The 23283-nt window shown below is 40.3% G+C and carries 22 protein-coding genes; 11 read left to right on the top strand and 11 right to left on the bottom strand.

The window, feature by feature from the left end; all coding sequences use genetic code 11:
• Positions 1–92 precede the first annotated feature (92 nt).
• Positions 93–701 carry an RdgB/HAM1 family non-canonical purine NTP pyrophosphatase gene (gene rdgB, locus IPO83_01670; protein MBK9729990.1) on the bottom strand — a complete coding sequence of 203 codons (609 nt, stop codon included), beginning with the start codon at positions 699–701 and terminating at the stop codon, positions 93–95.
• Entirely contained in the window at positions 698–1186 is a 489-nt protein-coding gene (locus tag IPO83_01665; GenBank protein MBK9729989.1) for a hypothetical protein, read from the bottom strand. The genes rdgB and IPO83_01665 overlap by 4 nt, the downstream gene beginning before the upstream one ends.
• 194 nt (positions 1187–1380) lie before the next feature.
• On the opposite strand from IPO83_01665, the gene IPO83_01660 reads away from it, so the two are divergent.
• Positions 1381–2466 carry a branched-chain amino acid aminotransferase gene (locus IPO83_01660; protein MBK9729988.1) on the top strand — a complete coding sequence of 362 codons (1086 nt, stop codon included), beginning with the start codon at positions 1381–1383 and terminating at the stop codon, positions 2464–2466.
• A 182-nt stretch (positions 2467–2648) separates the two neighbouring features.
• Here IPO83_01660 and IPO83_01655 read toward each other — a convergent pair whose 3' ends face one another.
• A complete protein-coding gene (locus IPO83_01655) occupies positions 2649–3371 on the bottom strand; it encodes a TerC family protein (protein ID MBK9729987.1) in 723 nt (240 codons plus the stop codon).
• Between the two features lie 63 nt (positions 3372–3434).
• A complete protein-coding gene (locus IPO83_01650; protein ID MBK9729986.1) occupies positions 3435–4733 on the bottom strand; it encodes a NupC/NupG family nucleoside CNT transporter in 1299 nt (432 codons plus the stop codon).
• A gap of 94 nt (positions 4734–4827) precedes the next feature.
• Here IPO83_01650 and IPO83_01645 point away from each other — a divergent pair, with 94 nt between their 5' ends.
• Positions 4828–5265: a thiol-disulfide oxidoreductase DCC family protein gene (locus IPO83_01645; protein MBK9729985.1), complete on the top strand. Its 438-nt coding sequence runs from the start codon at positions 4828–4830 to the stop codon at positions 5263–5265.
• A 66-nt stretch (positions 5266–5331) separates the two neighbouring features.
• Here IPO83_01645 and IPO83_01640 read toward each other — a convergent pair whose 3' ends face one another.
• Genes IPO83_01640 through IPO83_01630 form a run of 3 tightly spaced genes read right to left on the bottom strand, consistent with a single transcriptional unit; the run spans position 5332 to position 7715 of the window.
• Entirely contained in the window at positions 5332–5946 is a 615-nt protein-coding gene (locus tag IPO83_01640; GenBank protein ID MBK9729984.1) for a bifunctional nuclease family protein, read from the bottom strand.
• A 22-nt stretch (positions 5947–5968) separates the two neighbouring features.
• The gene (locus IPO83_01635; GenBank protein ID MBK9729983.1) at positions 5969–6946 is read right to left on the bottom strand and encodes an electron transfer flavoprotein subunit alpha/FixB family protein; all 978 of its coding nucleotides are present in this window, start codon (positions 6944–6946) and stop codon (positions 5969–5971) included.
• A gap of 28 nt (positions 6947–6974) precedes the next feature.
• A complete protein-coding gene (locus IPO83_01630) occupies positions 6975–7715 on the bottom strand; it encodes an electron transfer flavoprotein subunit beta/FixA family protein (GenBank protein MBK9729982.1) in 741 nt (246 codons plus the stop codon).
• Positions 7716–7807: 92 nt separating this feature from the next.
• Between IPO83_01630 and IPO83_01625 the strand changes: the two genes are divergently transcribed.
• Both IPO83_01625 and IPO83_01620 read left to right on the top strand, forming a co-directional pair.
• Positions 7808–8128 carry a tetratricopeptide repeat protein gene (locus tag IPO83_01625; protein ID MBK9729981.1) on the top strand — a complete coding sequence of 107 codons (321 nt, stop codon included), beginning with the start codon at positions 7808–7810 and terminating at the stop codon, positions 8126–8128.
• 140 nt (positions 8129–8268) lie between these two features.
• Positions 8269–8628 carry an MmcQ/YjbR family DNA-binding protein gene (locus IPO83_01620; protein MBK9729980.1) on the top strand — a complete coding sequence of 120 codons (360 nt, stop codon included), beginning with the start codon at positions 8269–8271 and terminating at the stop codon, positions 8626–8628.
• Positions 8629–8643: 15 nt separating this feature from the next.
• Here the strand turns inward: IPO83_01620 and IPO83_01615 are convergent, their stop codons facing one another.
• Complete coding sequence (locus IPO83_01615; GenBank protein MBK9729979.1) at positions 8644–9183, bottom strand: hypothetical protein; 540 nt, start codon at positions 9181–9183, stop codon at positions 8644–8646.
• On the opposite strand from IPO83_01615, the gene IPO83_01610 reads away from it, so the two are divergent.
• Complete coding sequence (locus tag IPO83_01610) at positions 9155–9706, top strand: cupredoxin domain-containing protein (GenBank protein MBK9729978.1); 552 nt, start codon at positions 9155–9157, stop codon at positions 9704–9706. The genes IPO83_01615 and IPO83_01610 overlap by 29 nt on opposite strands.
• Positions 9707–10000: 294 nt before the next feature.
• On the opposite strand, the gene ppk1 is transcribed toward IPO83_01610, so the two are convergent.
• Positions 10001–12112 (bottom strand): polyphosphate kinase 1, encoded by a 2112-nt coding sequence (gene ppk1 / locus IPO83_01605; GenBank protein ID MBK9729977.1) that lies wholly within the window; start codon positions 12110–12112, stop codon positions 10001–10003.
• Between the two features lie 205 nt (positions 12113–12317).
• On the opposite strand from ppk1, the gene IPO83_01600 reads away from it, so the two are divergent.
• The 4 genes from IPO83_01600 (at position 12318) to IPO83_01585 (ending at position 15114) form a co-directional block, all read left to right on the top strand.
• Positions 12318–12917, top strand: coding sequence for a hypothetical protein (locus IPO83_01600; protein MBK9729976.1), 600 nt, complete (start codon positions 12318–12320; stop codon positions 12915–12917).
• A 236-nt stretch (positions 12918–13153) separates the two neighbouring features.
• Positions 13154–13342 carry a hypothetical protein gene (locus tag IPO83_01595; protein ID MBK9729975.1) on the top strand — a complete coding sequence of 63 codons (189 nt, stop codon included), beginning with the start codon at positions 13154–13156 and terminating at the stop codon, positions 13340–13342.
• Positions 13343–13605: 263 nt separating this feature from the next.
• Positions 13606–14181 (top strand): GNAT family N-acetyltransferase, encoded by a 576-nt coding sequence (locus IPO83_01590; GenBank protein ID MBK9729974.1) that lies wholly within the window; start codon positions 13606–13608, stop codon positions 14179–14181.
• Positions 14182–14301: 120 nt separating this feature from the next.
• Positions 14302–15114, top strand: a complete 813-nt coding sequence (locus IPO83_01585; protein MBK9729973.1) for a T9SS type A sorting domain-containing protein — start codon at positions 14302–14304, stop codon at positions 15112–15114.
• Between the two features lie 183 nt (positions 15115–15297).
• Here the strand turns inward: IPO83_01585 and IPO83_01580 are convergent, their stop codons facing one another.
• Both IPO83_01580 and IPO83_01575 read right to left on the bottom strand, forming a co-directional pair.
• Positions 15298–16611 carry a RagB/SusD family nutrient uptake outer membrane protein gene (locus tag IPO83_01580; protein MBK9729972.1) on the bottom strand — a complete coding sequence of 438 codons (1314 nt, stop codon included), beginning with the start codon at positions 16609–16611 and terminating at the stop codon, positions 15298–15300.
• A gap of 47 nt (positions 16612–16658) precedes the next feature.
• Positions 16659–19655: a SusC/RagA family TonB-linked outer membrane protein gene (locus IPO83_01575; GenBank protein ID MBK9729971.1), complete on the bottom strand. Its 2997-nt coding sequence runs from the start codon at positions 19653–19655 to the stop codon at positions 16659–16661.
• Between the two features lie 210 nt (positions 19656–19865).
• Between IPO83_01575 and IPO83_01570 the strand changes: the two genes are divergently transcribed.
• Entirely contained in the window at positions 19866–20339 is a 474-nt protein-coding gene (locus IPO83_01570) for an NUDIX domain-containing protein (protein MBK9729970.1), read from the top strand.
• A 165-nt stretch (positions 20340–20504) separates the two neighbouring features.
• Positions 20505–23108: a TonB-dependent receptor gene (locus IPO83_01565; GenBank protein ID MBK9729969.1), complete on the top strand. Its 2604-nt coding sequence runs from the start codon at positions 20505–20507 to the stop codon at positions 23106–23108.
• The last annotated feature ends 175 nt before the right edge of the window (positions 23109–23283 follow it).

Raw genomic sequence — 23283 nt, 5'->3', positions numbered from 1 at the left:
TAGAAAGAATAGTTGCATTCGCACAATATCATTTGGTCAGCTTTAAACAGTGCCACAAATTCAAACAGCCATTATCATCTTCGAAGACTTTCTTACGGGCCCGGATGTGAATCTGAATGATTATGGGTTTTAAGAAATTCTTTCATCCTTTCAACAGCAATGCGGCGATGGCTGGTTCTATTCTTTTCTTCCTTACTCATCGTCGCGAAAGTCTTGTTACTTCCTTCCGGAATAAAAACCGGATCATATCCGAATCCGGAATTACCTGTTATATCTTCCGAAATTATTCCTTTCACTATTCCTTCAAAATAATGAATTTGATCTTTCAGAATAAGGCATACTATGGTTCTGAATTTTGCTTTGCGGTTTTTTTCACCGCTCATCTTTCGAAGTACCCGTTCAATATTATCAGTGGCACTTTTACCATTACCAGCATAGCGAGCTGAATAAACACCCGGCTCACCATTCAATGCATCAATCTCCAATCCGGTGTCTTCAGAAAAACAATCCATCGAAAACTTATTGCTGATAAACTGTGCTTTTTCCAATGCATTCTCTTCCAATGTTTCGTGTGTTTCAGGTAGCTCTCCTTCATAATAAAGATCGCTGAGAGAAAGCACATGGATATCATTGCCAAGCATTGCCTGCACTTCATCACGTTTAAACCGGTTCTGTGTAGCGAAAATCAGCGTGTGCATTATTTAGCTTTGAGATGATTAAATAATTTCCCCGCTTCATTAAAAAAATCTTTCTTCAGTATTTCATTCTTTTGTACCTCAGCAAAAGATACGGTAAATAGCAGATTGCAATTCATAAACCGGATACCCTTATTAACTTCATAATCAATATTCAATGTAAGATCAGCGGGAGTAACTCCGCAACAAATCATGTTAACAATGCCCTGAGTAACCGATAAATCACGGAATGAAAGCGGGTGCTCGCTATATAAATGGCAGGCAGCATTGTCACTCGCAACGCCCAGCCAGGCTGCCATTTTTCTCAGCAATTCAAAATCAGATTCAGGAATCTCCTGATTAAAAGCATTTTTAAAGAGAAACAACAACAGCGGCGATTCAACAATTTTATGATCAAGGTTTTTAAATGTTAACAAAACAGTTTCTGCCGGTGTATAAATTGGTTTCCTGAATAGTTGATTCAATGACGCTGTTGATATTGTTTCCTGCATGACAAATATTTTATACTGTGTCTAAACATTTCAAGCTCACTTAACCTTCTAAACCCTTCCAACTCTGCGATTCCTTCTTCGCGCTTAAAAATATTCATTCCCGGAATAGTTTCTTTACGAAAAAAGGATTTTTTAATTTTATGGCACAATCCGACTTTAGCTACCGCCTGGATTGAGCCATTAAACCTCCTTTTATGAAATATCCATTTCACATTGAACGGACTGAAACCAGCCGTTTAGGAACCGTTAATTTCAAAGAGCTTGCATTTGGCAAGTTATATGGTGATCACATGTTTGTTGCTGAATGCAGGCAAGGAAGATGGTCAGACTGCAAAATTATTCCTTATGGAAATTTGTCATTCAGCCCTGCATCATCTGCTTTGCATTATGGTCAAATTATTTTTGAAGGAATGAAAGCATATAAGGATACTTATGGCAATCCCCAATTATTCCGTCCTGAAAGAAATCACAAACGTTTTAATGCTTCCGCCGCACGTATGGGAATGGCTGAAATTCCCGGCGAACTTTGGCACGATGCATTACATGAACTGATCAGTCTCGATCATGAATGGATCCCTGAAGAACAAGGATGTTCTTTATATGTTCGGCCATTTATGTTTGCCACTGACCGCTTTATCGGCATTCGGCCCACTGAGTTTTTCAAGTTTCTTATCATCACTTCTCCCGCTGGATCTTATTATTCCAAACCGGTGAAAGTAATTGCTTCAGATCATTACGTAAGAGCATTTGCAGGCGGCGTTGGATTCGCTAAAGCAGCGGGAAATTATGGTGCTACCATGTTGCCACTCAAGGAAGCACAAAAGCAAGGTTTCGATCAGGTCTTATGGACGGATGGTATAGAACATAAATATGCGCAGGAGATTGGAACCATGAATGTTTTTTTTGTTGTGGATGGTGTGGCTATTACGCCAAACCTGGATGGAACTATTTTAGATGGCGTTACCCGGGACAGCGTGAAAGAACTTTTAAAAAGTTATGGTACAAAAGTAGAGGAACGCAAAATTTCGCTGGATGAACTTTCGGATGCGCACAAAAAAGGACTTTTTACGGAAGCTTTCGGAGCCGGGACAGCAGCTTCCATTACTGCCATTTCGCATATTGGTTACAAAGGTGCTGTGATGGAATTACCACCGATCGATGAAACCACTTTTTCAGCAAGATTAAAACAAGACCTCGAAGACATAAAAACCAGTCGCGTTCCCGACCCTTTCGGTTGGGTGGTGAAGGTGAAGAGTAAGTTGGTATTGGAGGAAGTATAGCGTTGCCTGGGCTAAGACCAATAGTAAGTATGAAGTATGAGGTATGAAGTATTTGATGTGCCGATGTGCACGATGCCTGGATGTGCAAATGGTTTTGATGATGCCATGAATGACCAATCACTTTTTACTATCGACTCAGGACTAACGACTAACGACTTTTCCCACTAATCACTACTCGCCACTCACATCTTCGGACTTTTCTTCTTCCGCACCCTCATATTGAGAAACTCTACCAGGAAAGAAAAGGCCATCGCAAAATAGAGATATTGTTTTTCAATATGATAATGTAAGCCATCTGCCACCAGCAATATACCGATCATGAGCAGAAAAGAGAGTGCGAGCATTTTTATTGTTGGATGTTTATTTATGAACTCACTCACCCACTTGGAAAACACGAGCATAAAGCCCATCGCTGCTATCACTGCAATCACCATGATGGAAACATGATCCACCAGGCCAACCGCAGTTAATATCGAATCAACAGAGAAAACGACATCAATAATGATGATCTGGATAATCACTGACCCAAAAGTGTTCTTGCCTTTTAAATTCTTCTCCTGTTCATCAACGTGTTCAATTTTTTCATGAATTTCTCTGGTGGTTTTATAAAGCAGAAATAATCCTCCTGCAATCAATATAATATCCCGCGCACTGAGTGCGAATGCGCCAAAAGTGGCTACCGGCTCAGTAAGATGTGTTAACCATGAAATTGAAAAAAGCAACAATATTCTTACAATTAAAGCAAGTGAAAGCCCAATGGCCCGGCCTCGTTGCTGTTGATGTTTGGGTAACCGGTCGGCAATGAGCGATATAAAAATGATGTTATCAATGCCCAAAATAATTTCCATAAAAACCAGCGTAAGCAAACTTACCCAGCCGTCAGCAGTCATGAGGAAATCAAACATAGTGGTTACAAAAATTTAGTCTGCAAAAATAGAAATGGATTTGTTTCCATTGGTTTAAAAATTTCAACCGCTGTACAACATTCCGGCAATTACTGCCGTCATGAAACATGCAATGGTGCCACCGATCAAAGATTTTAACCCCAACGATGATAAGTTCTGTCGTTGATTGGGCGCCAGTGCACCAATGCCTCCTATCTGTATGCCAATAGAAGAAAAATTAGCAAACCCACAGAGCGCATAAGTTGCAATCACGATGGATCTTGGATCAGTAAGCAATCCTTCCTTCATCAGATTACCCATGGAAATGTAGGCGACAAATTCATTAATCACCGTTTTTTCGCCTAGAAGTTGGCCAATCGCAAGCATGTCATGAGAGGAAACACCCATCAGCCAGGCCAGTGGAGCAAAAAGATATCCGAACAAGAACTGCAGGGAAAGTCCATCATATCGGTTACCTGTAAGTGAAACTATTTGATTATTCAATCCTCCGATGCCGCCAAATAAATGCAGGAGATAATTAAGTACTGCCATCAATGCAATAAATACTACCAGCATGCCTGCTACATTCAATGCAAGCTTCAGTCCATCTGTAGTTCCATTGGCAATGGCATCCAGCACGTTACTTCCGATTTTTTCTTTCGGCACCTGTAAGTCTTTCGCCACTTTATCCATCTCTGTTTGCGGAAATAAAATTTTAGCGCAAACTATTGCCGCCGGCGCCGACATGATGGACTGCGATAACATATGCAAAGCATAAAACTCCTGTTGTGTTCTGTCTGCGCCACCCAAAAAACTTACATATGCTGCCAGCACACTGCCCGCTGTATTGGCCATGCCGCCAATCATTATACAGAGTATTTCACTTTTCGTCATGCCGGCCAGGTAAGGCTTCACCATGAGCGGTGCTTCCGTTTGTCCAAGGAAGATATTGGCCGCAGTGGACATGCTTTCTGCTCCGGAAATCTGCTTCATTGTTTTGCTCATCACCCATGCAAATCCAAAAACTATAATCTGCAGAATGCCTAGATAATACAGCAATGCCGAGAGCGCCGCAAAAAAGACAATGTTCGGAAGCACCTGCACTGCAAATACATACGCCCACGACTGCGTCTGATCAGCAAGATTGCCAAAAAGAAATTCTGTTCCTTTATGTGATAAATTTATAAGAGTGACAAAGCCTTGTGATATGTATTGGAAAATGTCGCGAAAGAAAGGAACATGCAAAATTCCTATCGCGAATAAAAGTTGTAATACCAATCCAGCACCTACCAATTTCCAGTCAATTGCTCTTCGGTTGTTACTGAAAATAACACAGATAATAAGGAGTGAAGCAAGCCCTATAAGTCCTCTTACAATTTCCATCAACAGTGATTTGTCGGAAAGATGATAATTAATCTGATGAAATTGAAATATGACCTTGCGAATGTGCCCCGGATCATGAACTTGAAATCATACATTGGCATTTACAGTAAATAATTCATCTGAAGTGAATCCATCTCCTTCCTCCATCATTCTGTTTGACGGCGTTTGCAACCTTTGCAATGGCTTCGTGCAGTTTGTAATAAAAAGGGATAAGACTGAGCGTTTTATTTTTGGCACTTTGCAATCAGAAGCTGCCACGAAATTATTAGATGGTTTTGAGTATTCATCTGAAAAAATGAACACCGTTATTTTGATTGAAGAGGGAAAGATCTATACGCAGTCAACTGCCGCTTTAAGAATTGCAAAGCAACTTGCAGGAGGATGGAGTCTTTTCTATGGATTTATTATTGTCCCGAAATTTTTAAGAGACGGAATCTATAATCTGATCGCAAAATATCGGTATCGGATTTTTGGGAAGGAGCCTACTTGTATGGTTCCTGCACCGAAATTGAAAAAAAGATTTATCGAATGATACTCCGTCTATTGGATAGTACTTCAACCATGTCTCTTTAAATAAAATAAAATTTGAAGTAAGAATCTACGACTGCTTCTTCCTTCTCGATATTTCATCTCTTACCATGATCGCCTGTTCATAGTCTTCCTTTTCCAATAAAGTTTGCAGTAATAAATTCAATTCAGGCAATGATTGACGGGCAAGGTCCATAGATTTTACCGCTGTTGTTGTTCCTGATTTTTTTTCCGATTTGCGCTCTTTCACTTCCAGTTTTTCTTCTTTTACAGGTTCTTCCAATATCAAGCCTGCAGAATCAAGAATAAATTCATAGGTATAAATAGGACAATCAAATCTTACCGCCAGCGCCAATGCATCTGACGTTCGTGAATCCACTTCAATCAACTCATTGCCACGTTTGCAAACCAACTGTGAATAGAAAATTCCATCCAGCAGATTATTGATGATCACTTCTTTCACTTCAATATTGAACGATTGGCAAATGCTGCGCATGAGATCATGTGTCAGCGGACGTGTCGGATTCATTTTTTCCAATGCAACTGCAATGGCCTGTGCTTCAAAGCCACCGATCACAATCGGCAACCTCCGGATTCCGCTCACCTCTCCCAGCACAACAGCATACGAATGCGATTGCGTGATGCTATGTGATAAGGCAACGATTTCCAATTCTATTTTCTTCATGCTCCTCCGATGGTTAAAAAAACTAATTTCCTGCTTTAAACTTTCGCAATGCTTCATTCAGTTTTGGAACTACTTCAAAGGCATCACCGATTATTCCATAATCCGCGGCTTTAAAAAATGGCGCTTCCGGATCTTTGTTAATTACTACCATCACTTTGCTTCCGTTTACTCCGGCCAAGTGCTGAATAGCGCCTGAAATTCCAATTGCAATATACAAATTAGGCCGGATTGCGATTCCGGTTTGCCCTACATGTTCCGTATGCGGACGCCAGTGAATATCGGCAACAGGCCTTGAACAGGCAGTGGCAGCACCCAGAATACCTGCCATCTCTTCCACCATGCCCCAGTGCTCCGGACCCTTCAATCCGCGGCCGCCTGATACCACAATTTCAGCATCCGAGAGCGAAATGGTGCCTGATGCTTTTACTACTTCCTTAACAGTTATTTTAAAATCTGCGTCCATCAGTTCAGGTTTGAATTCCGTTAATACAGCGGAATTTTCTGTTTTTTCAGGAGCTACAGAATTAGCAATCAATGAAATAATCTTCTGTGCAGAATGCATTTCATAAGTCGCAAAAGCCTTTCCTGAGAATACATTCTTCCTGACTAAAAATGAATTTCCATCCTTAAGAGGTAAATCAATCGCGCCTGAAACGAGGCCTGCACGAAGTTTTGCGGATAATACCGGCGCAATAGCTTTGCCATTATAATTTTGAATCAGCACCAGCACGTCAGCATTTATCTGAGCTTCAGCCTGGGTAATTACTTTAGCAAAAACAAGCGGATCAAAATTTTTAAGCCTTGCATCTTTAACAAACCAGACTTTTTTAATTCCATAGTCGCCGAGCGTTTTCAACTCCGCCTCATCCGCTTCATCTATACACAGTGCATGTGCTTCAACACCAAGCATGGCACTTACTTTCGCCCCATAGGTTGCGGCTTCATATGCAGGCTTCTTAAATTTTCCTTCTGATGCTTCTACAAAAACAAGTACACTCATTATTATTGGATTACAGCGTTAAAGAAATTCAAATCACTTTCGCTTCATTGTGAAGCAGTGCCACTAATTCTTCGGGATGATCGGCAGAAATCATTTTCGGTCCTGCCTTTTCTTTTGGCATGTCGTAATGCTTTACGGAAGTAAATTTTTCCGAAGCAAAGGGCTCGAGGACTTTAATAGGTTTTGTTCTTGCCGCCATAATTCCGCGCATGTTGGGAATTCTTGCTTCTGCCATTCCTTTCGCAGCACTGATTACAAATGGAGTCTGAACATTGATTATTTCTTTACCTCCTGAAATATCCCGCTCAACAGTGGCAACATTTCCGGCCATATCTAATTTAGAAGCCATTGAAATAAATGGAACGTCCAGTAAGCCCGCTACCATACCACCTACTTGCGATCCATTATAATCCAATGTTTCTTTTCCCGATAGAATGATGTCATAATTTTCAGTCTTCGCATATTGCGCAATCTGATCCGCTACAAAAAAGGCGTCTTCAGGCTCAACATCAACTCTTACCGCGTCATCTCCGCCAATAGCAAGCGCTTTACGAATGATGGCATCACAGTCGGCACCGCCCACATTTATTACAGTTACTGTTGCTCCGGATTGTTCTTTTATTTCAATGGCGCGAACCAAAGCATACCATTCATCATAAGGATTGATGATAAACTGCACCTTGTCACTGTTAAATTTCGTGTTATTATCGGTGAACGTAATTTTTGTGGTAGTGTCAGGAGTCTTACTGATGCAAACTAGAATCTTCATGTCTATCTTCGTGTTGGTTAAGTCAATAAAAGCGGGTTTACGCATCATTGAAAGAGCTGCAAAGGTAGCCAAAAACTTTTTCCTGATAAGCAATGAATAACTCCAGAATGGAACAGTTACTGATTTTTTTGTCCGGTAACCCTAAAGACAGTTTTGTAAAATTTGCACTGGCGTTGGAATACGCCAAATTAGGTGATGATGAAAAAACACTCTCTTATTTCAAAGAAATTTTAGCCGATGATCCGGATTATTGTGGCACCTATTATCATCTGGGCAAACTCTATGAAAAGCTGAACAAAAAAGAAAAGGCGGAAGAAACTTATAAAGAAGGATTGAAACGCTCGTTGGGTAAAGAACAAAAAACTTATCAGGAATTGCAGGAAGCTTTAAATCAATTGCTGTTTGAAGAATAAACTGCTGCTTTGTTAAGTAAACATGGGCAGTCTACCTTTCAGATAATTTCATTGTTGTTGTAACCCCAGTCAAAAGTCAGTGTCAATTCAAAGTGTAAGACCTCACTACTTCATTCAAACTTTTCTACTTCAGTTTAATCATGACACACGAATTCATCCGCGATTTTTGTTTGAACAAAAAGGGAGTAACGGAAGAATTTCCTTTCGATAAGGATACACTTGTATTCAAAGTAATGAACAAAATGTTTTTGCTCACCAGCCTGGAATATCTTCCTGTTCGTATAAATGTCAAATGCGACCCTGAGCTGGCGATTGAATTAAGAGAAAAATTCGACACTGTCTATCCGGCCTTTCACATGAATAAAAAACACTGGAACAGCGTGGAGGATGATGGAAGTATTCCACAAAATGAAATTGCAAAAATGATTAATCACTCTTATGAACTCGTAGTAGCAAGCTTACCCAAAAAAATAAGATCCGAGCTTGAAAACCTTCAGTAATAGCTTGCAGCATTTCTATTTTGGGGATGGTTTAAGTGTAAACTCGGATTTGCCCAATACTTTATCTTTGTCATCAAAGGCATATACGCGGTAAGTTGCGACATCGTACAGGGTTACTTCTTTCGACAACCAGTTTTTTCCTGGTTCAGGTGATTGTTTCAAGGTGGAGCTGAACACTTCTTTGCCATTTTCCAATTTATAAAGATCATAGCTGACCAAAGCAGGCCTGACCGAACCAAACTGCAACAGGAAAACAATTCTGGCACTGCTCCCTGATAAAGTAAATTCCTTAGCGGCATTCACTGCATGCCCCTCTTTATCTACTGACTTACAAAAAGTAATTGCTTGTGCGTTGGCTATTGAGACAATTGCCGGTATCGAAATCAGAACGAAAATAAATCGGAGTCTATTCATGTGGGTAGGTTCATTAAACGCCGTGCCAAAAAACATTCGGTATTTATTCCGGATATTAGAAAACAAATTGGCAATTTTACTGTTGGTTAATTTACTTAAAAAAAATAAAGCTATGAAAAAATTCCTTTTAACATTTCCCATTCTGGTAAGTGCACTTTTTTTCGCTTCTTGTGGTGGTGGCTCAAATCAGGAGAGTCAGACTGCTGCAACAGATACTTCAACAACGTATGTTTCGGAAACACCTGCTGCAGCGTATGACCCGAGTAAGATTGATCCGAATGCCCCTGTGATGGAAATTTCGCTGGAAGCACAGGGCAATGCAATGGACGTAATGGCATTCTCCACATCAGAAATCAGGGTAAAAAGTGGCACTACCGTTAAAATTCATTTTGTGAATAAGGCAACAGATATTGCCATGAAGCACAATTTTTTTATTGTAAAAGACGGTGCAATGGAAGCTGTTGCTACAGCGGCAATTACAGCAGGAGCTGATAAAAGTTTCGTGCCTGATGATAAATCAAATATCCTCTACACCTCGAAAGTGCTGGAACCCGGACAGTCCGAAGACCTGATTTTTGCAGCACCGCCATCCGGCAATTATCAATTTGTATGCACCTATCCTGGACATTGGCAAAGAATGAATGGAAAGTTTATTGTTGAATAAGTTTTGTTCGCGGAATTGCAATCAATAGTTTTCATTCGTGTAAAATGAGAGTGCAGATTTTCTGTAAAATTTCAAATCAGTCAAACAGGAAACAGTTCGTTTGAAGATATTTTGAATAGAAAACCAGGATTGAATTTTAAAAAAAGAGCGGTAAATGACCGCTCTTTTTTTATACACTAACTTTTTGAAATTACTGACAATCTCACAACTGACAACTGACAACTGACAACTGACAACTGACAACTGACAATAGACAACTCACAACACCTACCGCCAACAACAATCCAAAAAAATTTAAGCCGAAGCAGTAGTACTTTCCGGCTCAGGTGAAATCTCAGTTGATTGTTGCGATAACTTTACGACTTCCATTTTTTCCTTTAGATAATAATAGATTTCATCCTGCGACCGGTAAGGAGGATTATTATCTTTTCTATAGTGGTTTAATTGGTCTGCATCCATTTCACGTGCCTTTACATTATCACGGAACTGAATATTAAAGTAATCTTTGAGTTCCTTATTGATTGCAGGATCAAGAACAGGACAAGCCATTTCAACCCTGCTATTCAGGTTACGAACCATCCAATCCGCTGATGTCAGATAGACCAGTTCATCTCCGTCATTATTAAAGATAAGCAAACGTGAATGCTCCAGAAATTTATCAACGATACTTATGATTTCAATGTTCGGCCGTAAGTCTTCGGCTAACACACCCAAAGTGCTGGTACCTCTTATGAGCATACGGATTTTCACACCGGCTTTTGCTGCTTCAAGAATTTTAGCAACCATTCCTTCATCAGCAAAATTATTAAGCTTGATATCAATCCTGGCAGCCCTTCCCTTTTGAGCCAATTCAATTTCGCGCTGGATTAATTTTTCAAGCCGTTTTCGCATATGCGTCGGCGACATCACCAGGTATTTATAGTCAGGTACCTTATACGTATTCAAAAAGAACTCAAACATCCATTGCAACTCTTCGGTTATCCTGAGATCAGCGGTAAACAAACTGTGATCAGCATATACACCTGCTGTTGACTCGTTATAATTCCCGGTTGAAATATTTGCGTACTGTACAATTTCCCCCTTTTCCTTTCTCGAGATCAAACAAACCTTGCTATGCACTTTTAAACCCTGAATACCAAAGATCACATGCGCACCCTCATCTCGCAGCGTATCACTCCACAAAATGTTATGCTCTTCATCAAACCGCGCCTGTAATTCCATCACCACGAGTACTTTTTTTCCGTTTCTTACTGCATTGATCAGGGCATTGGCAACCTTTGAACCTTTTGCCATCCTGTAAAGGGTGATTTTTATCTCTGTCACTTTCGGATCAATAGCCGCCTCCCGCAGAAAGTCTATAAAAGAGTCGAATGATTGATAAGGGAAATGCAACAGTATGTCCTTGCTACGTATTACCTGAATTATGCTCTTGTTGGGTTTTATATCAGGGTGTTGCAATCTTTCCAACTTCGGATAAAGCAAATGAGTTTTACCCAGGGAAGGAAACCGTTGAAAATCTTTGAAGTTATGATACCTTGCTCCTGCCACAAGATTATCGATGCCCTTTTTAAGGTGCATGCGTCTTAAAATATAATCCAGCATGTCTGAATCAATGCCGGTATCATAAATGAAGCGAACTGGCTTGCCTCTTTTGCGTTGTTTAATTCCCTTCTCTATCTTTTCGGTGACGCTTTGATTGAAGTCTTCTAATAAATCAAGCTCTGCATCACGTGTAAGTTTTATTGTTGCTGCCTTATACGTATCATGGGGGAAGATATAATAAACATCATCCAGGCAGAACCGGATCACATCATCCAATAGTATCACGAAATTACGCTCACCATGTTTTGGTAATACCAGAAAACGGGAAAGCCTGTCGGTAGGAATTTCGATTACTGAATACTTTGGTTTGTGCTTGAATTTGCTGTCTGAAAGTAAAACAGCAAGATAGATAGCATGGTCCTTCAGGTAAGGAAATTCCACAATGGCATCTACCATTATAGGAACCAACGCGGCACGTACTTCCTGTTGAAAATAATTTCTGACAAAAGCGCCCTGCTCATGAGTAAGCTGCAGTTCATTCACTATAAAAACACTTTCCTGCTCTAATTCGTGTATAATTTGCTGGTACGCCAGGTTGAACTTATTCTGCATGGTAATTACCCTGTCGAATATTTCCGCCAACACCTTTTTCGGTGACTCTCCGATGGTTTTCTTTGCACGCTTGCCAAGTACGGCCATCCTCTTTAGCGAGGCCACGCGCACACGGAAAAACTCATCAAGATTAGATGAAAAAATACCGAGGAAACGAAGCCGCTCTAATAATGGTACAGCCGGATCTTCGGCTTCCTGTAATACACGCGCATTAAAAGATAACCAACTGATCTCCCTGTTTATTAATCGCACAAATGAATTTTTAGTTGAGTATTTTAAGCGGATATACAGAACAAATAATAGAAATCATTTTGCATTATTAAGGTCGCTGAATATCCGGATTGGGAGAACCAAAGTAGTAACTTCTCTAAATATTCCATGTTAAATTTAAAGTTCAAATAACCCTTACTTTACCCTGAATTAACAAACTCAGGCAAAACGCACCACCATAAATTTTATGGATACAGCAGTATTATTTAAAGAATATCTTAAAGAGGAAGAAATAATACTGTGGACCGGTCAGCCAAAACGCGGGATTCAGATCCGTGACGCTGACCTTATCCTGATTCCGATGAGTATCATTCTGATCGGATTCTCCATCATCCTGGATTATACATTGGTTCATTATAACTCCGGGATATTTTTTAAACTCTTTGGCGGACTGCTGGCACTTGCAGGTATCGAGCTCGGACTGATCCGCTTCATTATGGATGCTGCCCGGCGCGCTTCTACTTTTTATTGCATCACCAATAAAAGAGTAATCGTATTAACCGGCAAGCGAAAACGCCTGATTAAGACCCTTCCACTTAAAAACATAGACCGGATGGAAATTACCGAAGAGAATGACGGTTCAGGATTTATAATTTTCGGCAATACAAATCCTTTATATCCGTGGCTGCTAGGAGGTTTCTATTTCACCACCGATTCTGTGCCGGGACTTGAATTATTACCGGATGTAAAAAATGTCTACCGCATTATCAACAAACAAATAAAAGTGGATTTGACGCCTGGCCTTGCTGCAGAAATCAGAAAAGAAGATCGTAAAGATTTGAATTGAAAAATTGTGTTCAATTCCAGGCATTTATTGGCTGGCTAGGTCAACTTAGTATTTGTGTAACATTTGTTTTGAATTTGATCAAACCAGAGTTCTAATTACGCGGGATTTTTCTAATTAAAAATTCGGTTAAAAAATAACAATTGAATCTTAAGATTATTTATTTCTTAAGCCGGAATTTTTTACCGGCTATGGCACAATTTTAGTTTGCGGCGACCGTCAAAAACTTTAAAAATTACATGCAACAAGAATTTATGAAACTATACCAGGTCTGTGAAGAACCTGCGCCTTTCGGCATCAAAATCGGAACATCCATTGAACGTGGAGTGAAACGGCTCAGCGGAAAGAAAAGCCGTTTTGTGATTCGTATAATAACATGGCCGTTGCAAGTGCTTATTGGTATGTTCCAAACTGCACCTAAAAAATGATTTCTAATCGATCAGTAATAATTTAGACATACAGTAAGCAGTTGCTTAAAATGCGATTTTTTTTACAATGCAAATGATGATTAATTGCTCAAAACTATTGCGTCCATTCGCTATCTTTTTTAGAAAGCGGGAACCATAAAAAGATTTAACGCATTTTTCTTTCCTGAAAACTTCTCTGGAAAATTACAATTGGATGCAACAATATCACATAGAATTTTATCTTTAACATTGTGATGTGTTAAATAAAAAACCAATTTTTTAAATTGAATGCCGTAATCATAGAACCGGTATCAAAAGATTCTCAGGTGGAAGAAATTCTACAATTGCAGCAATCCAATCTCGCACAGTTTCTAAATGAAAAAGAAATATCAGAACAGGGCTTCGTAACAGTTCAGCATGAACCTGATGTACTGAAAACAATGAATCACCAATCTCCATCCATCATTGCTACATTTAATCAGAAGGTGGTAGGCTACGCTTTGGTAATGCCAAAAAACTTCAGAAACAGTGTGCCGGTACTCGAGCCAATGTTCAGAATTATCGACAGCCTTTCCTATAAAAGTTTGCCGCTTTCATCCTACAACTATTTTATAATGGGTCAGGTTTGCATCCAAAAGAATTTCAGAGGGCAAGGTGTGTTCGATCAACTGTATGCAAAACTTCGTGATTCACTTTCAAACCGCTATCAACTGTTAATTACTGAAGTTGCGAACAGGAATCAGCGGTCAATTAATGCCCATTTGCGGGTAGGTTTGAAAACAATACATCGCTATACAGATTCTGATGGTGAAAACTGGGAATTGATGGTGTGGGATTGGCGCTCCACTCTTTATATTTAATAGAATCTGCTGCATCGATGTTGAATTTTATGGCCTGATTTTTATTTACAATTACTTGTCATTTTTTATTGACGATCATAATCTTTTTTATTTACTTTGCTTCAAACTAAATCTCCTAACATGAAACAACAACGATCTACACTCTCCAAAAAAATTACAGGTTATTCATCGATGGCAGCTTCCCTGCTGGCGATCTCGAATATTGCAAATGCCCAAATTGTGTATACCGATGTAAATCCTGACTTCGTCGGTACAGGTAATGGGGCTAGTTATGATCTGGATTTAAACAACGACGGCACTACCGATTTCCAGGTTAATATTACCAGTAATGGAGCTGATGTTAAACTTTTGATAAATGCCATTGATAATAATGCAATAGCAGGCACAAGCAGTGATCCTTATAAATATCCATCGCTACTTCAGGCCAATGATGTAATTGGAGATGCATTAACCTGGGTAGAAGGAAATTATCAGACAATGGCAACATCCGGTTATTTTCAGAACCCTTATGGTAATTGGTTTGGCGCTACTGATGCGTATATGGGTTTGCGCATCAAAGTAGGTACGGGTGATCATTATGGATGGGCACGATTTGATGTTTCAGAAGATGGAAAAACATTTACCGTAAAAGATTACGCATACGAAGCCACCGCAGCTGCTTCTATTGCAGCAGGTGATGCCGGCAATATCGGTATTACTCCTGTGAATGCACTTGGTTACAAAGTTTTTTCTGCTAATCAATCAATTCATGTGCAACTAAAAAACGATCTTTCTGGAGATGTTACCATTACCAATTTACTGGGTCAAACCATTAAGTCAGTTGAAATCAATTCAAATGTAATGGCAATTAGCATGGCTGGTGAGGAATCATCTATTTACCTGGTTACTGTTCGACAAAACGGTGAAGTATTTACTCAAAAAGTAAGACTTTAAATCGCTTTAACTACAAGTTTTAAGGCTGCTTCATCAGAGGCAGCCTTTTCTTTTTGTATCAGACAATATTGAAGATTTAGCTTTATACTTTCCACCTTATAAATTGCCAGTCTGGATTTCCTGAGGTCACAAATTAAAAAGAGGGGCAAATGCCCCTCTTTCTAAAATGCAATTTCTTTTTATTTACAATTCTTCATTCGCAGGCCTTGGGAATTGCACCCATACATCATCACCTGGCCTGTCAATGGGCAACTCACCTAACTTATTATACCTTCTCATGTCAACCCAGCGATGCCCTTCTGCAAACAATGAATAACGCCGTTGATTCAGGATCTCATTGGTTACTTCATCCTGTGACGTACTTCCTGAATATATACTCAGACCTGCTGCTGCACGGATAACATTTATAGCTTCTATGGCAGCACTTGAATTACCCGTCTGATTTTTTGCTTCAGCATAAATTAGAATTAACTCTTCATTGCGAATAATGCAGACAGGATCCACATTAGATTTATATACCCAAACATCGTAATTACTGGTGAGATCATCAGCGAAGGCCGGCTCATCTCTCAAAACGGTTTTTGATGCAACCCTCAAATCACCAGGCTCCGCATCTGCATTAAATGAAGGCTGTGCACAACGCGCATTGGAACCTGTAGACGAGTTCAAAGGAGTATAGGCATCATTGAGCAAATCACCGCCGGAAGTAGAATATACCATATAAACCCCTGTTGTAAGTGCTCCTGCCAAATCAAAAAACGACTGATTTAATACGGCTTCAACTCCCGAAAAATCTCCTTCATAAAGTGTTACCCGCGCAGCAAGTGCCCTGTTAAACTTAGCAAAAGTACTTGGTGTATCAAATCCCGCAAATCCGCTGGTAAGCGTGAATTTGAATGCATCGCCTCCATTGGTCAGATCAGTATAACCCTGGTCTAACAGATCAAGTATTCCCTGCAATGATTGCTCGTAACTTAGAAAAGGACCTGGATTATCCGCATCTTCTACATCTACCCTGATTCCATTCTGATATTGCATGTTGAGTGCATTCAGCATTTGTTGCGCCTGGATCGTCTTTGCAAAGCCCAGGTAGCCATTCTTTTCCTCATCTGTAAGGGCTGCCGTGGTATTTGCCACCGCATGTCTCAATATCCATCCATTTCTTACAATGCGGTAATGATCTGCCCACGGATTGGTGGTGTAAAAGGTATTAGGGTCAAGAACAGAAGATTCTTTTCCCAGCAAATCGGAAGTGAATCTTGGATCTGATCCGGAATAGCGATAATAATCGCGACCGATCACCGACATATCATCAAGATAGGTATCGAAACGATTACGCATACCAGAGAGCATTCCTGTTACAAGGTTATTAAGCTCATCAACAGTTGCATTTGCTTCAATACCTTCCAGCGAAGGATTATTCGGATCTACCTGGTCATCAATTTTGCAGGAATTAAAACCCGATAACAACATGACAACAACAATCGTGTTGAGCATGTGTGATTTGATATTATTGAATTTCATGTGCTGAAATTTTTAACTGATTAGAAATTAAGGGTAACAGATGCATAAAATCTTTTCGCAGAAGGGAAAGGATTAACTTCCACACCACTGGAGATTCCGTTTCTGCCGAAGTTAGAAACTTCAGGATCGTAACTCGGGTATTTAAAGAAGTTCAATGCGTTGTAAGCTGAAAGCCCCACCTTCACCGATTGAAGCGTATTATTTGTTTTGGTACTGAGATCACCAAAGGTGTAGTAAAGACCCACTTCACGCAATCTTACATAGCTGGCATCCTGCACAAATACTTCTGCCGAAGAACCCAAAAGACCAAGACGGTACGGTCCGTTTGGAGTAGCTCCTGCCGGATCAAGGTTTACATCATCAAAGTCAGGACTTGTTCCGAAAATGTCAGTCAGCAGCGTTGTAAGGTTCACGTTGTCGCCGCCCTGTTTCCAGTGCAGTACAAATGCAAGTTCCCAGTTTTTCCATGTGAGATTTTCATTAAAGGAAATCTGAAAATCAGGTTCAGCATCTCCCCAAACTACCAGGCCATTATCAGAAGTATCCTTTCCGGATGGATCACCTATACCAACAATTTGTGTGGCACTGGCGCCTTCTTCAATATAAAATGTTCCAAGGGTTGCTCCGAAAGAACCTACGGCATAAGATGGAATATCCAGCTTGGTAATTTCGGATCGGTTAAACCAGAAGTTAGTTTGATTGAACCAATTGAAATCTGCTTTCTTAATAATATCAATACCTAATCCAAGCTCAAGCCCTTTGTTCCTCAACTCTGCAGCATTGGTAACTTTATTCACGTAGCCTGTTGATGCCGGAACCAGAGAAATCAACAAAAGATCTGATACATTCTTAATGTAGTAAGTTGCTTCAACGGTTATGCGGCTATCAAGAAATCCAAGATCAGTTCCGAATTCCAATTCACTCTGACGCTCAGGTCCCACCTCATTATTACCTTGAGTAGTGTTGATTAATGAACCTGCTGTACCTTCAATAATTGTGCTGCCCAATGAAGTAAATGCCGATCCGAACGGAGCGAAGTTACCTGACTGGCCATAGGCAATTCTCAATTTAAACTGGTTCATGCCATCAGAATTCCAGAAAGCAAACTCAGTTAAGTTGATAGCTGCTGAGGCTTTTGGGTAATAGTAAAGTTTGTTCGGGTCTCCGTTGTTCGATGATTTATCGCCCCTGAGACCAGCAGTGAGAATCAGCTTATCATTGAAATTAAATTCTAACTGACCGAAGCCGCCCAAATCAAGCTGCTTGCTTCTAAATTGGTACATGTCCACTGCACCAGCCTGACTGACATTGGTTTGAGAACCAATCAACTGAGTGGCCGTTGCTATCATTGTATTGCGGTCGAAACTTTCACGTGTTAAACCTGCTTGCGCGCGTAAATTGAATCCGCCTGCCGCCGGAAACAACGAATACACCAGGAACGCAGATTCATTATCATTGAAGCTGGTAGTAGTACCTTGTATAGAAGCACCATTGGTACCATTACCATTCTTTTCGAATTGCAATTCTTTTGGAAATATCGCTGTGGTTTTGAATGTATAGGCATCCAGTCCTCCATTCAGAATCAACTTTAGTGAATGACGTTCATTCGTTACAATCTTTGTCGTAAGGTTAGCACCTCCGATAAACCTGTCAACCGCTTCATTATTGGTCATCAGGTCTCGTGTTTGCAAAAAATTAGCAGCGCTGTACGGGTTATCCGGATAATTCCCTTCTTCATCGGCCTGCAATTGTGCCCATGAAGGAGTTCCGGCAAATGAAATACCCATCGTGGTGCTGGTATTATCATTGTTAAAATATCCGCGATCAGCAGAGCTTTTAACATAATTAGTGCTTACTGCGAGATCAATGCGCTCACTTACCTTATGGTCAAGATTCAGACGAATACTGGTTTTGTTATAGCCGGTATTTTCTACAATGCCATCTTCGGCTTTGTGAGAAATGCTTGCATAAAATGAAGATTTATCAGTTGCATTTGCGAATGAAAGACGTGTATCAGAAAGAAAACCGGTGTTTCCATACAATTCCTGTTCGTAATCGTGCAGGGTATTGGTGGATTCTGCATCAAGAAAATTTTGAACTTCACCTTCTCCAAAGCTACTTGCTACTTTGTCTGCATCCCATTCACGTGTTCCCTGGGGGTTGAGCATAGTTTGAAATCCCACGCTCTGCGAGAACTCAACATTAGCATGGTCCTTAATTGCATTCTTGCCACGTTTGGTGGTAATAATCACCACACCTGACGAAGCTCTTGAGCCGTAAATAGCTGCAGCAGAAGCACCTTTTAAAATTTCTATGGTTTCAATATCTCCCGGATCTATATCTGCAATACGGTTGGATGCATTATCCTGATCAAACACTGCCGTGTTTCCACCACCTGCTGCATTGGATATAGTATTAAGTCCTGCTGCAATAGATGAATTATCAACATAAACACCATCTACTATAAACAACGGCTGCGCCGGAGCATTGATAGATGTAATACCTCTCATTCTAATTCCAATTCCGCCTCCTGGCGCACCTGAACTCTGTGTTATTTGTGCTCCTGTAAACTTACCGTAGATCGCAGCATCCAATGTTGATTGCGTGGTGATACCTGTAAGTTGCTTTGCAGAAATAGATGCCACAGCATTTGCCGAGTTCGTCCGTTTTACGTTAGTTGCCAAGCCGGACACAATTACTTCATCAAGTTCTGTGTTGGTTTCTTCAAGAGCGACATTTATAGTACCTCCTGTTGTCACTTGTTTTTCCTGAGTCCGGAAACCCAGGTAAGAATAAATAAGGGTGGCAGATGACCCTGAAACATGGATTGTATAATATCCATTTTCATCAGTCACAGCACCGGTATTGGTATTTTTAACGGATACGGTTACTCCAATGAGCTGTTCGCCCTTGTTACTGGTAACGGTGCCGTTGACGTCAAACTGTGCAAATACAGCATTGCAAAACGCAGGTATTGCAATCAGAGTGACGCATAGCTTGTAAATAATTTGTTTCATGCGCGTTTGGTTTTAGTGTAACAATTGTAGTAAAAAATTAATTGGATTGAAAAAATTAGCTTAAAAGATATATACAGTGTCTTTACAAATGACCTCATTTGAGAACAATCCGGTATCTAAATATTGATTGAATAATAGACTGTTTATGGAATTATCCCGGTCTATGCTTTCACCGTTTTATTCGCTCATTACTATCTTTGTTTGTAAAGCATGAACAATCTATCTGATCTTCCAACACAATTCACTATCAGGGTTTACGGTATCCTGTTAGATGAATCAATGGGCGTACTGGTTGCAGATGAATTTCAAAATGGCCGGCGGTTTACCAAATTCCCGGGAGGTGGATTGGAATTGGGTGAAGGAACACGGGATTGCCTGGTTCGTGAATGGAGAGAGGAATTAAACCAGCGTATTGAAGTAACTGAACATTTTTATACGACAGATTTTTATCAAATATCTGCTTTTGATAACGCAAAACAGGTAATCAGTATTTACTACCGGGTCAAACCTCTGGAGAAAATGGGAATCAAAATATCCGCACTTCCTTTTGATTTTGCGGAAGAGAAAGATGGGGCGGAATCTTTTCGATGGATTGCTGCCGGAAATTTTCAACCAGATTTACTTACTTTTTCAATTGATAAGCTGGTGGCAAAAATGATCCAGGCGTATTTGCAGCAAACCTGAATGGTCAGGTTTATTATTGCCATTCGTCATTTAAATTGTTGAGAAAGAATACCTGATAAAAATGGACATCTTCTATGTTGAAAAGTATGTTATTAAAAAATTGTCCCTATTATTAACGACAATTTACAAATCTCCTACATTACTCTTCCATCAAAAAAAATACTCATGAAAAAACTCTTACTACTGCTGCTTGTCATAGTCTCTGGTAATCTTCTTTCTTTTGCACAGACTACTGTAACAGGAAAAATTACCGATAAAAACAATGAGACACTAACAGGCGTAACCATCGCGGAAAAAGGTTCAACTAATGGAGCTTATAGCGATGAAAACGGAAGCTACTCAATTATCATAAAAAAACTTCCTGCATCAATTGTCTTCAGTTACATAGGTTATGCACCTCAGGAAATTGCGATTACCGGTTCAACAAGCCTTGACGTAATTATGAATGACGCTGCCACAGAACTGGCTGCGATTGAAGTAGTAGGCAGCCGCTCTCTCAATCGTTCTATAACCAATACGCCGGTTCCTGTTGATTACATTGATCTGAAAAAAATTTCCAACGAAATGGGACAGCTTGATGTAAATCAATTGCTTCATTACCTCGCACCTTCTTTTAATGCCAACAAGCAATCAGGATCAGATGGTGCTGATCATACCGATCCTGCAACATTGCGAGGTTTAGGTCCTGATCAAACGCTGGTGCTCATTAATGGCAAGCGTCAGCATCAATCATCATTGATAAATATTTATGGAACACGTGGCCGGGGTAATACCGGAAGCGATCTGAATGCTATTCCCATTTCATCTATTGATCACATCGAAATTCTGCGCGATGGCGCATCCGCGCAATATGGTTCTGATGCGATAGCAGGTGTAATTAATATTGTATTGAAAAAATCTACCGGAGAATTTACCGGCAATGCGAGTGGAGGTGCCAACCTTGCGAAATACCGCTTTGATGATAAAAGTTTTGACGGAGGAAAAATTACTTTAGGCGCCAATTATGGTTTTAAGATTGCGAAAAACGGGTATCTTAATCTTTCCGGAGATTATCAGAACAGCGGCCATACCAATCGCGCAAATATTCCTGCAGACTGGTATCCCGGTAATACTGATGTAAGAAATGAATTTGGTGAAGCTGCCGCTCAGGGTGCGGGCTTTATGGCAAACCTTGAAATTCCGCTCAGCGACAAAACAGATGTGTATGCATTCGGTGGTTACAATTATCGTAAGACAGATGCATTCGCATTCACTCGTGTGGCTGATGATGCACGAAATGTGATCAGCATTTACCCGGATGGATTTGATCCCATCATTCAATCAAAAATTGGTGATCTCACTTCAGCGGTTGGTATCCGCACCCGGCTGGGAGAATGGAAATTTGATCTGAGCGATGCATACGGTTCCAATAAATTTCATTTCTACGGCGATCATACTCTGAATGCTTCTTTAGTTGATGCCTCTCCAACATCATTCGACGATGGTGGAACTCAACTTTCGCAAAACACAATTACACTTGATGCAAGCCGCTTTTACAAAGACGTTATGAGTGGATTAAACATCGCTTTTGGAGGAGAATTCCGTTCGGAGAATTACCAGATTTTTGCTGGTGAAGAAGGATCCTGGCAAACATACGGTCCCGTAATTTTTTCTATTGATGAAGAAACCAACGATACAACATTTCGTCCAGGCGGTTCTCAGGGATTTCCAGGTTTCCGTCCCGCAAATGAAGTGAATGAAAACAGAACTAATATCGGAGGTTATGCTGATGTAGAGTTAGATCTTACTGATGACTTTATGTTGGATGCCGCTATCCGTGCTGAGAATTACAGCGATTTCGGTGGTACCATCAATGGTAAGCTCGCAGCCCGATATGCTTTTACAAGTAACTTCGCATTGAGAGGATCTGTAAGTACAGGATTCCGCGCTCCTTCACTTGCACAGGTTTATTTCAACCAGACATTTACGAATGTTCAAAATGGAAAAATTTTTGACGCGGTAATCGCCAATAATGTTGACCCTATTACGGAGGCGCTTGGCATTCCACCTCTCAAAGAAGAGACAGCATTAACAGGAAGTCTTGGATTTACTGCGAGCAATGGCCAGGGATTTACAGCTACGGTTGATGGCTATTATGTAAAAATAAATGACCGCATCGTACTTACCGGACAGTTTGATAACAGCGATCCGATCATTGGTCCTACACTGGATGCTTTGAATGTAACGGCAGCACAATTTTTTACAAATGCAGTAAATACTACAACCTTCGGACTTGACGTGGTATTGAATTATTCAATGCGTTTAGGGAATAATGATCGGCTTTCGTTTTCTTTCGTGAGCAATATCAATAAAATGGAAGTAGATGCAGTAAACACCAGCGGATTGCTGGAGGGAAAAGAAGATTCTTATTTCGGGCAACGCGACAGTGCATTCCTCGTGAATTCTGCGCCGCCCACCAAATTTAACTTAGGTATAGCGTATCAACACAAAGACTTTACTGCTAACCTCCACATTAATGAATGGGCGCCATTGACATTTTATGATTATGACCCCAAGCCTTACACTTACGACATGAAGTTTACTGTTGATCTGACGCTTGGTTACAACATCACTGACAATATCTCAGTGAACATTGGAGCAGTGAACCTCTTCAATACTTATCCTGATTATTACGATCCTTATGAAACAGAAACCGGTGGAGCCTGGGATGCAGTGCAAATGGGTTTTGATGGTACATTTCTTTTCGCGAAAATTGGCTTAAAGTTTTAGTAAAAAAAATAATCACCGGCTTGTAAAGTGTTGGAATATTTTGCACACAAAACTTTGCAAGCCGGTACTTGATTTCTGCGGAACGTATAAAATACTAACTTGCAAATGGCGCAACCTGTGTATAACTTTCAATCCTGATTCCACTCTTCCATCATCATAATTGTACCTTTGACAA

It is taken from the genome of Chitinophagaceae bacterium (assembly GCA_016717285.1).
GTDB lineage: Bacteria > Bacteroidota > Bacteroidia > Chitinophagales > UBA10324 > JACCZZ01.
The sequence above is the reverse complement of the archived record's forward strand: the minus strand, read 5'-3'. Positions and strand labels throughout refer to the sequence as shown.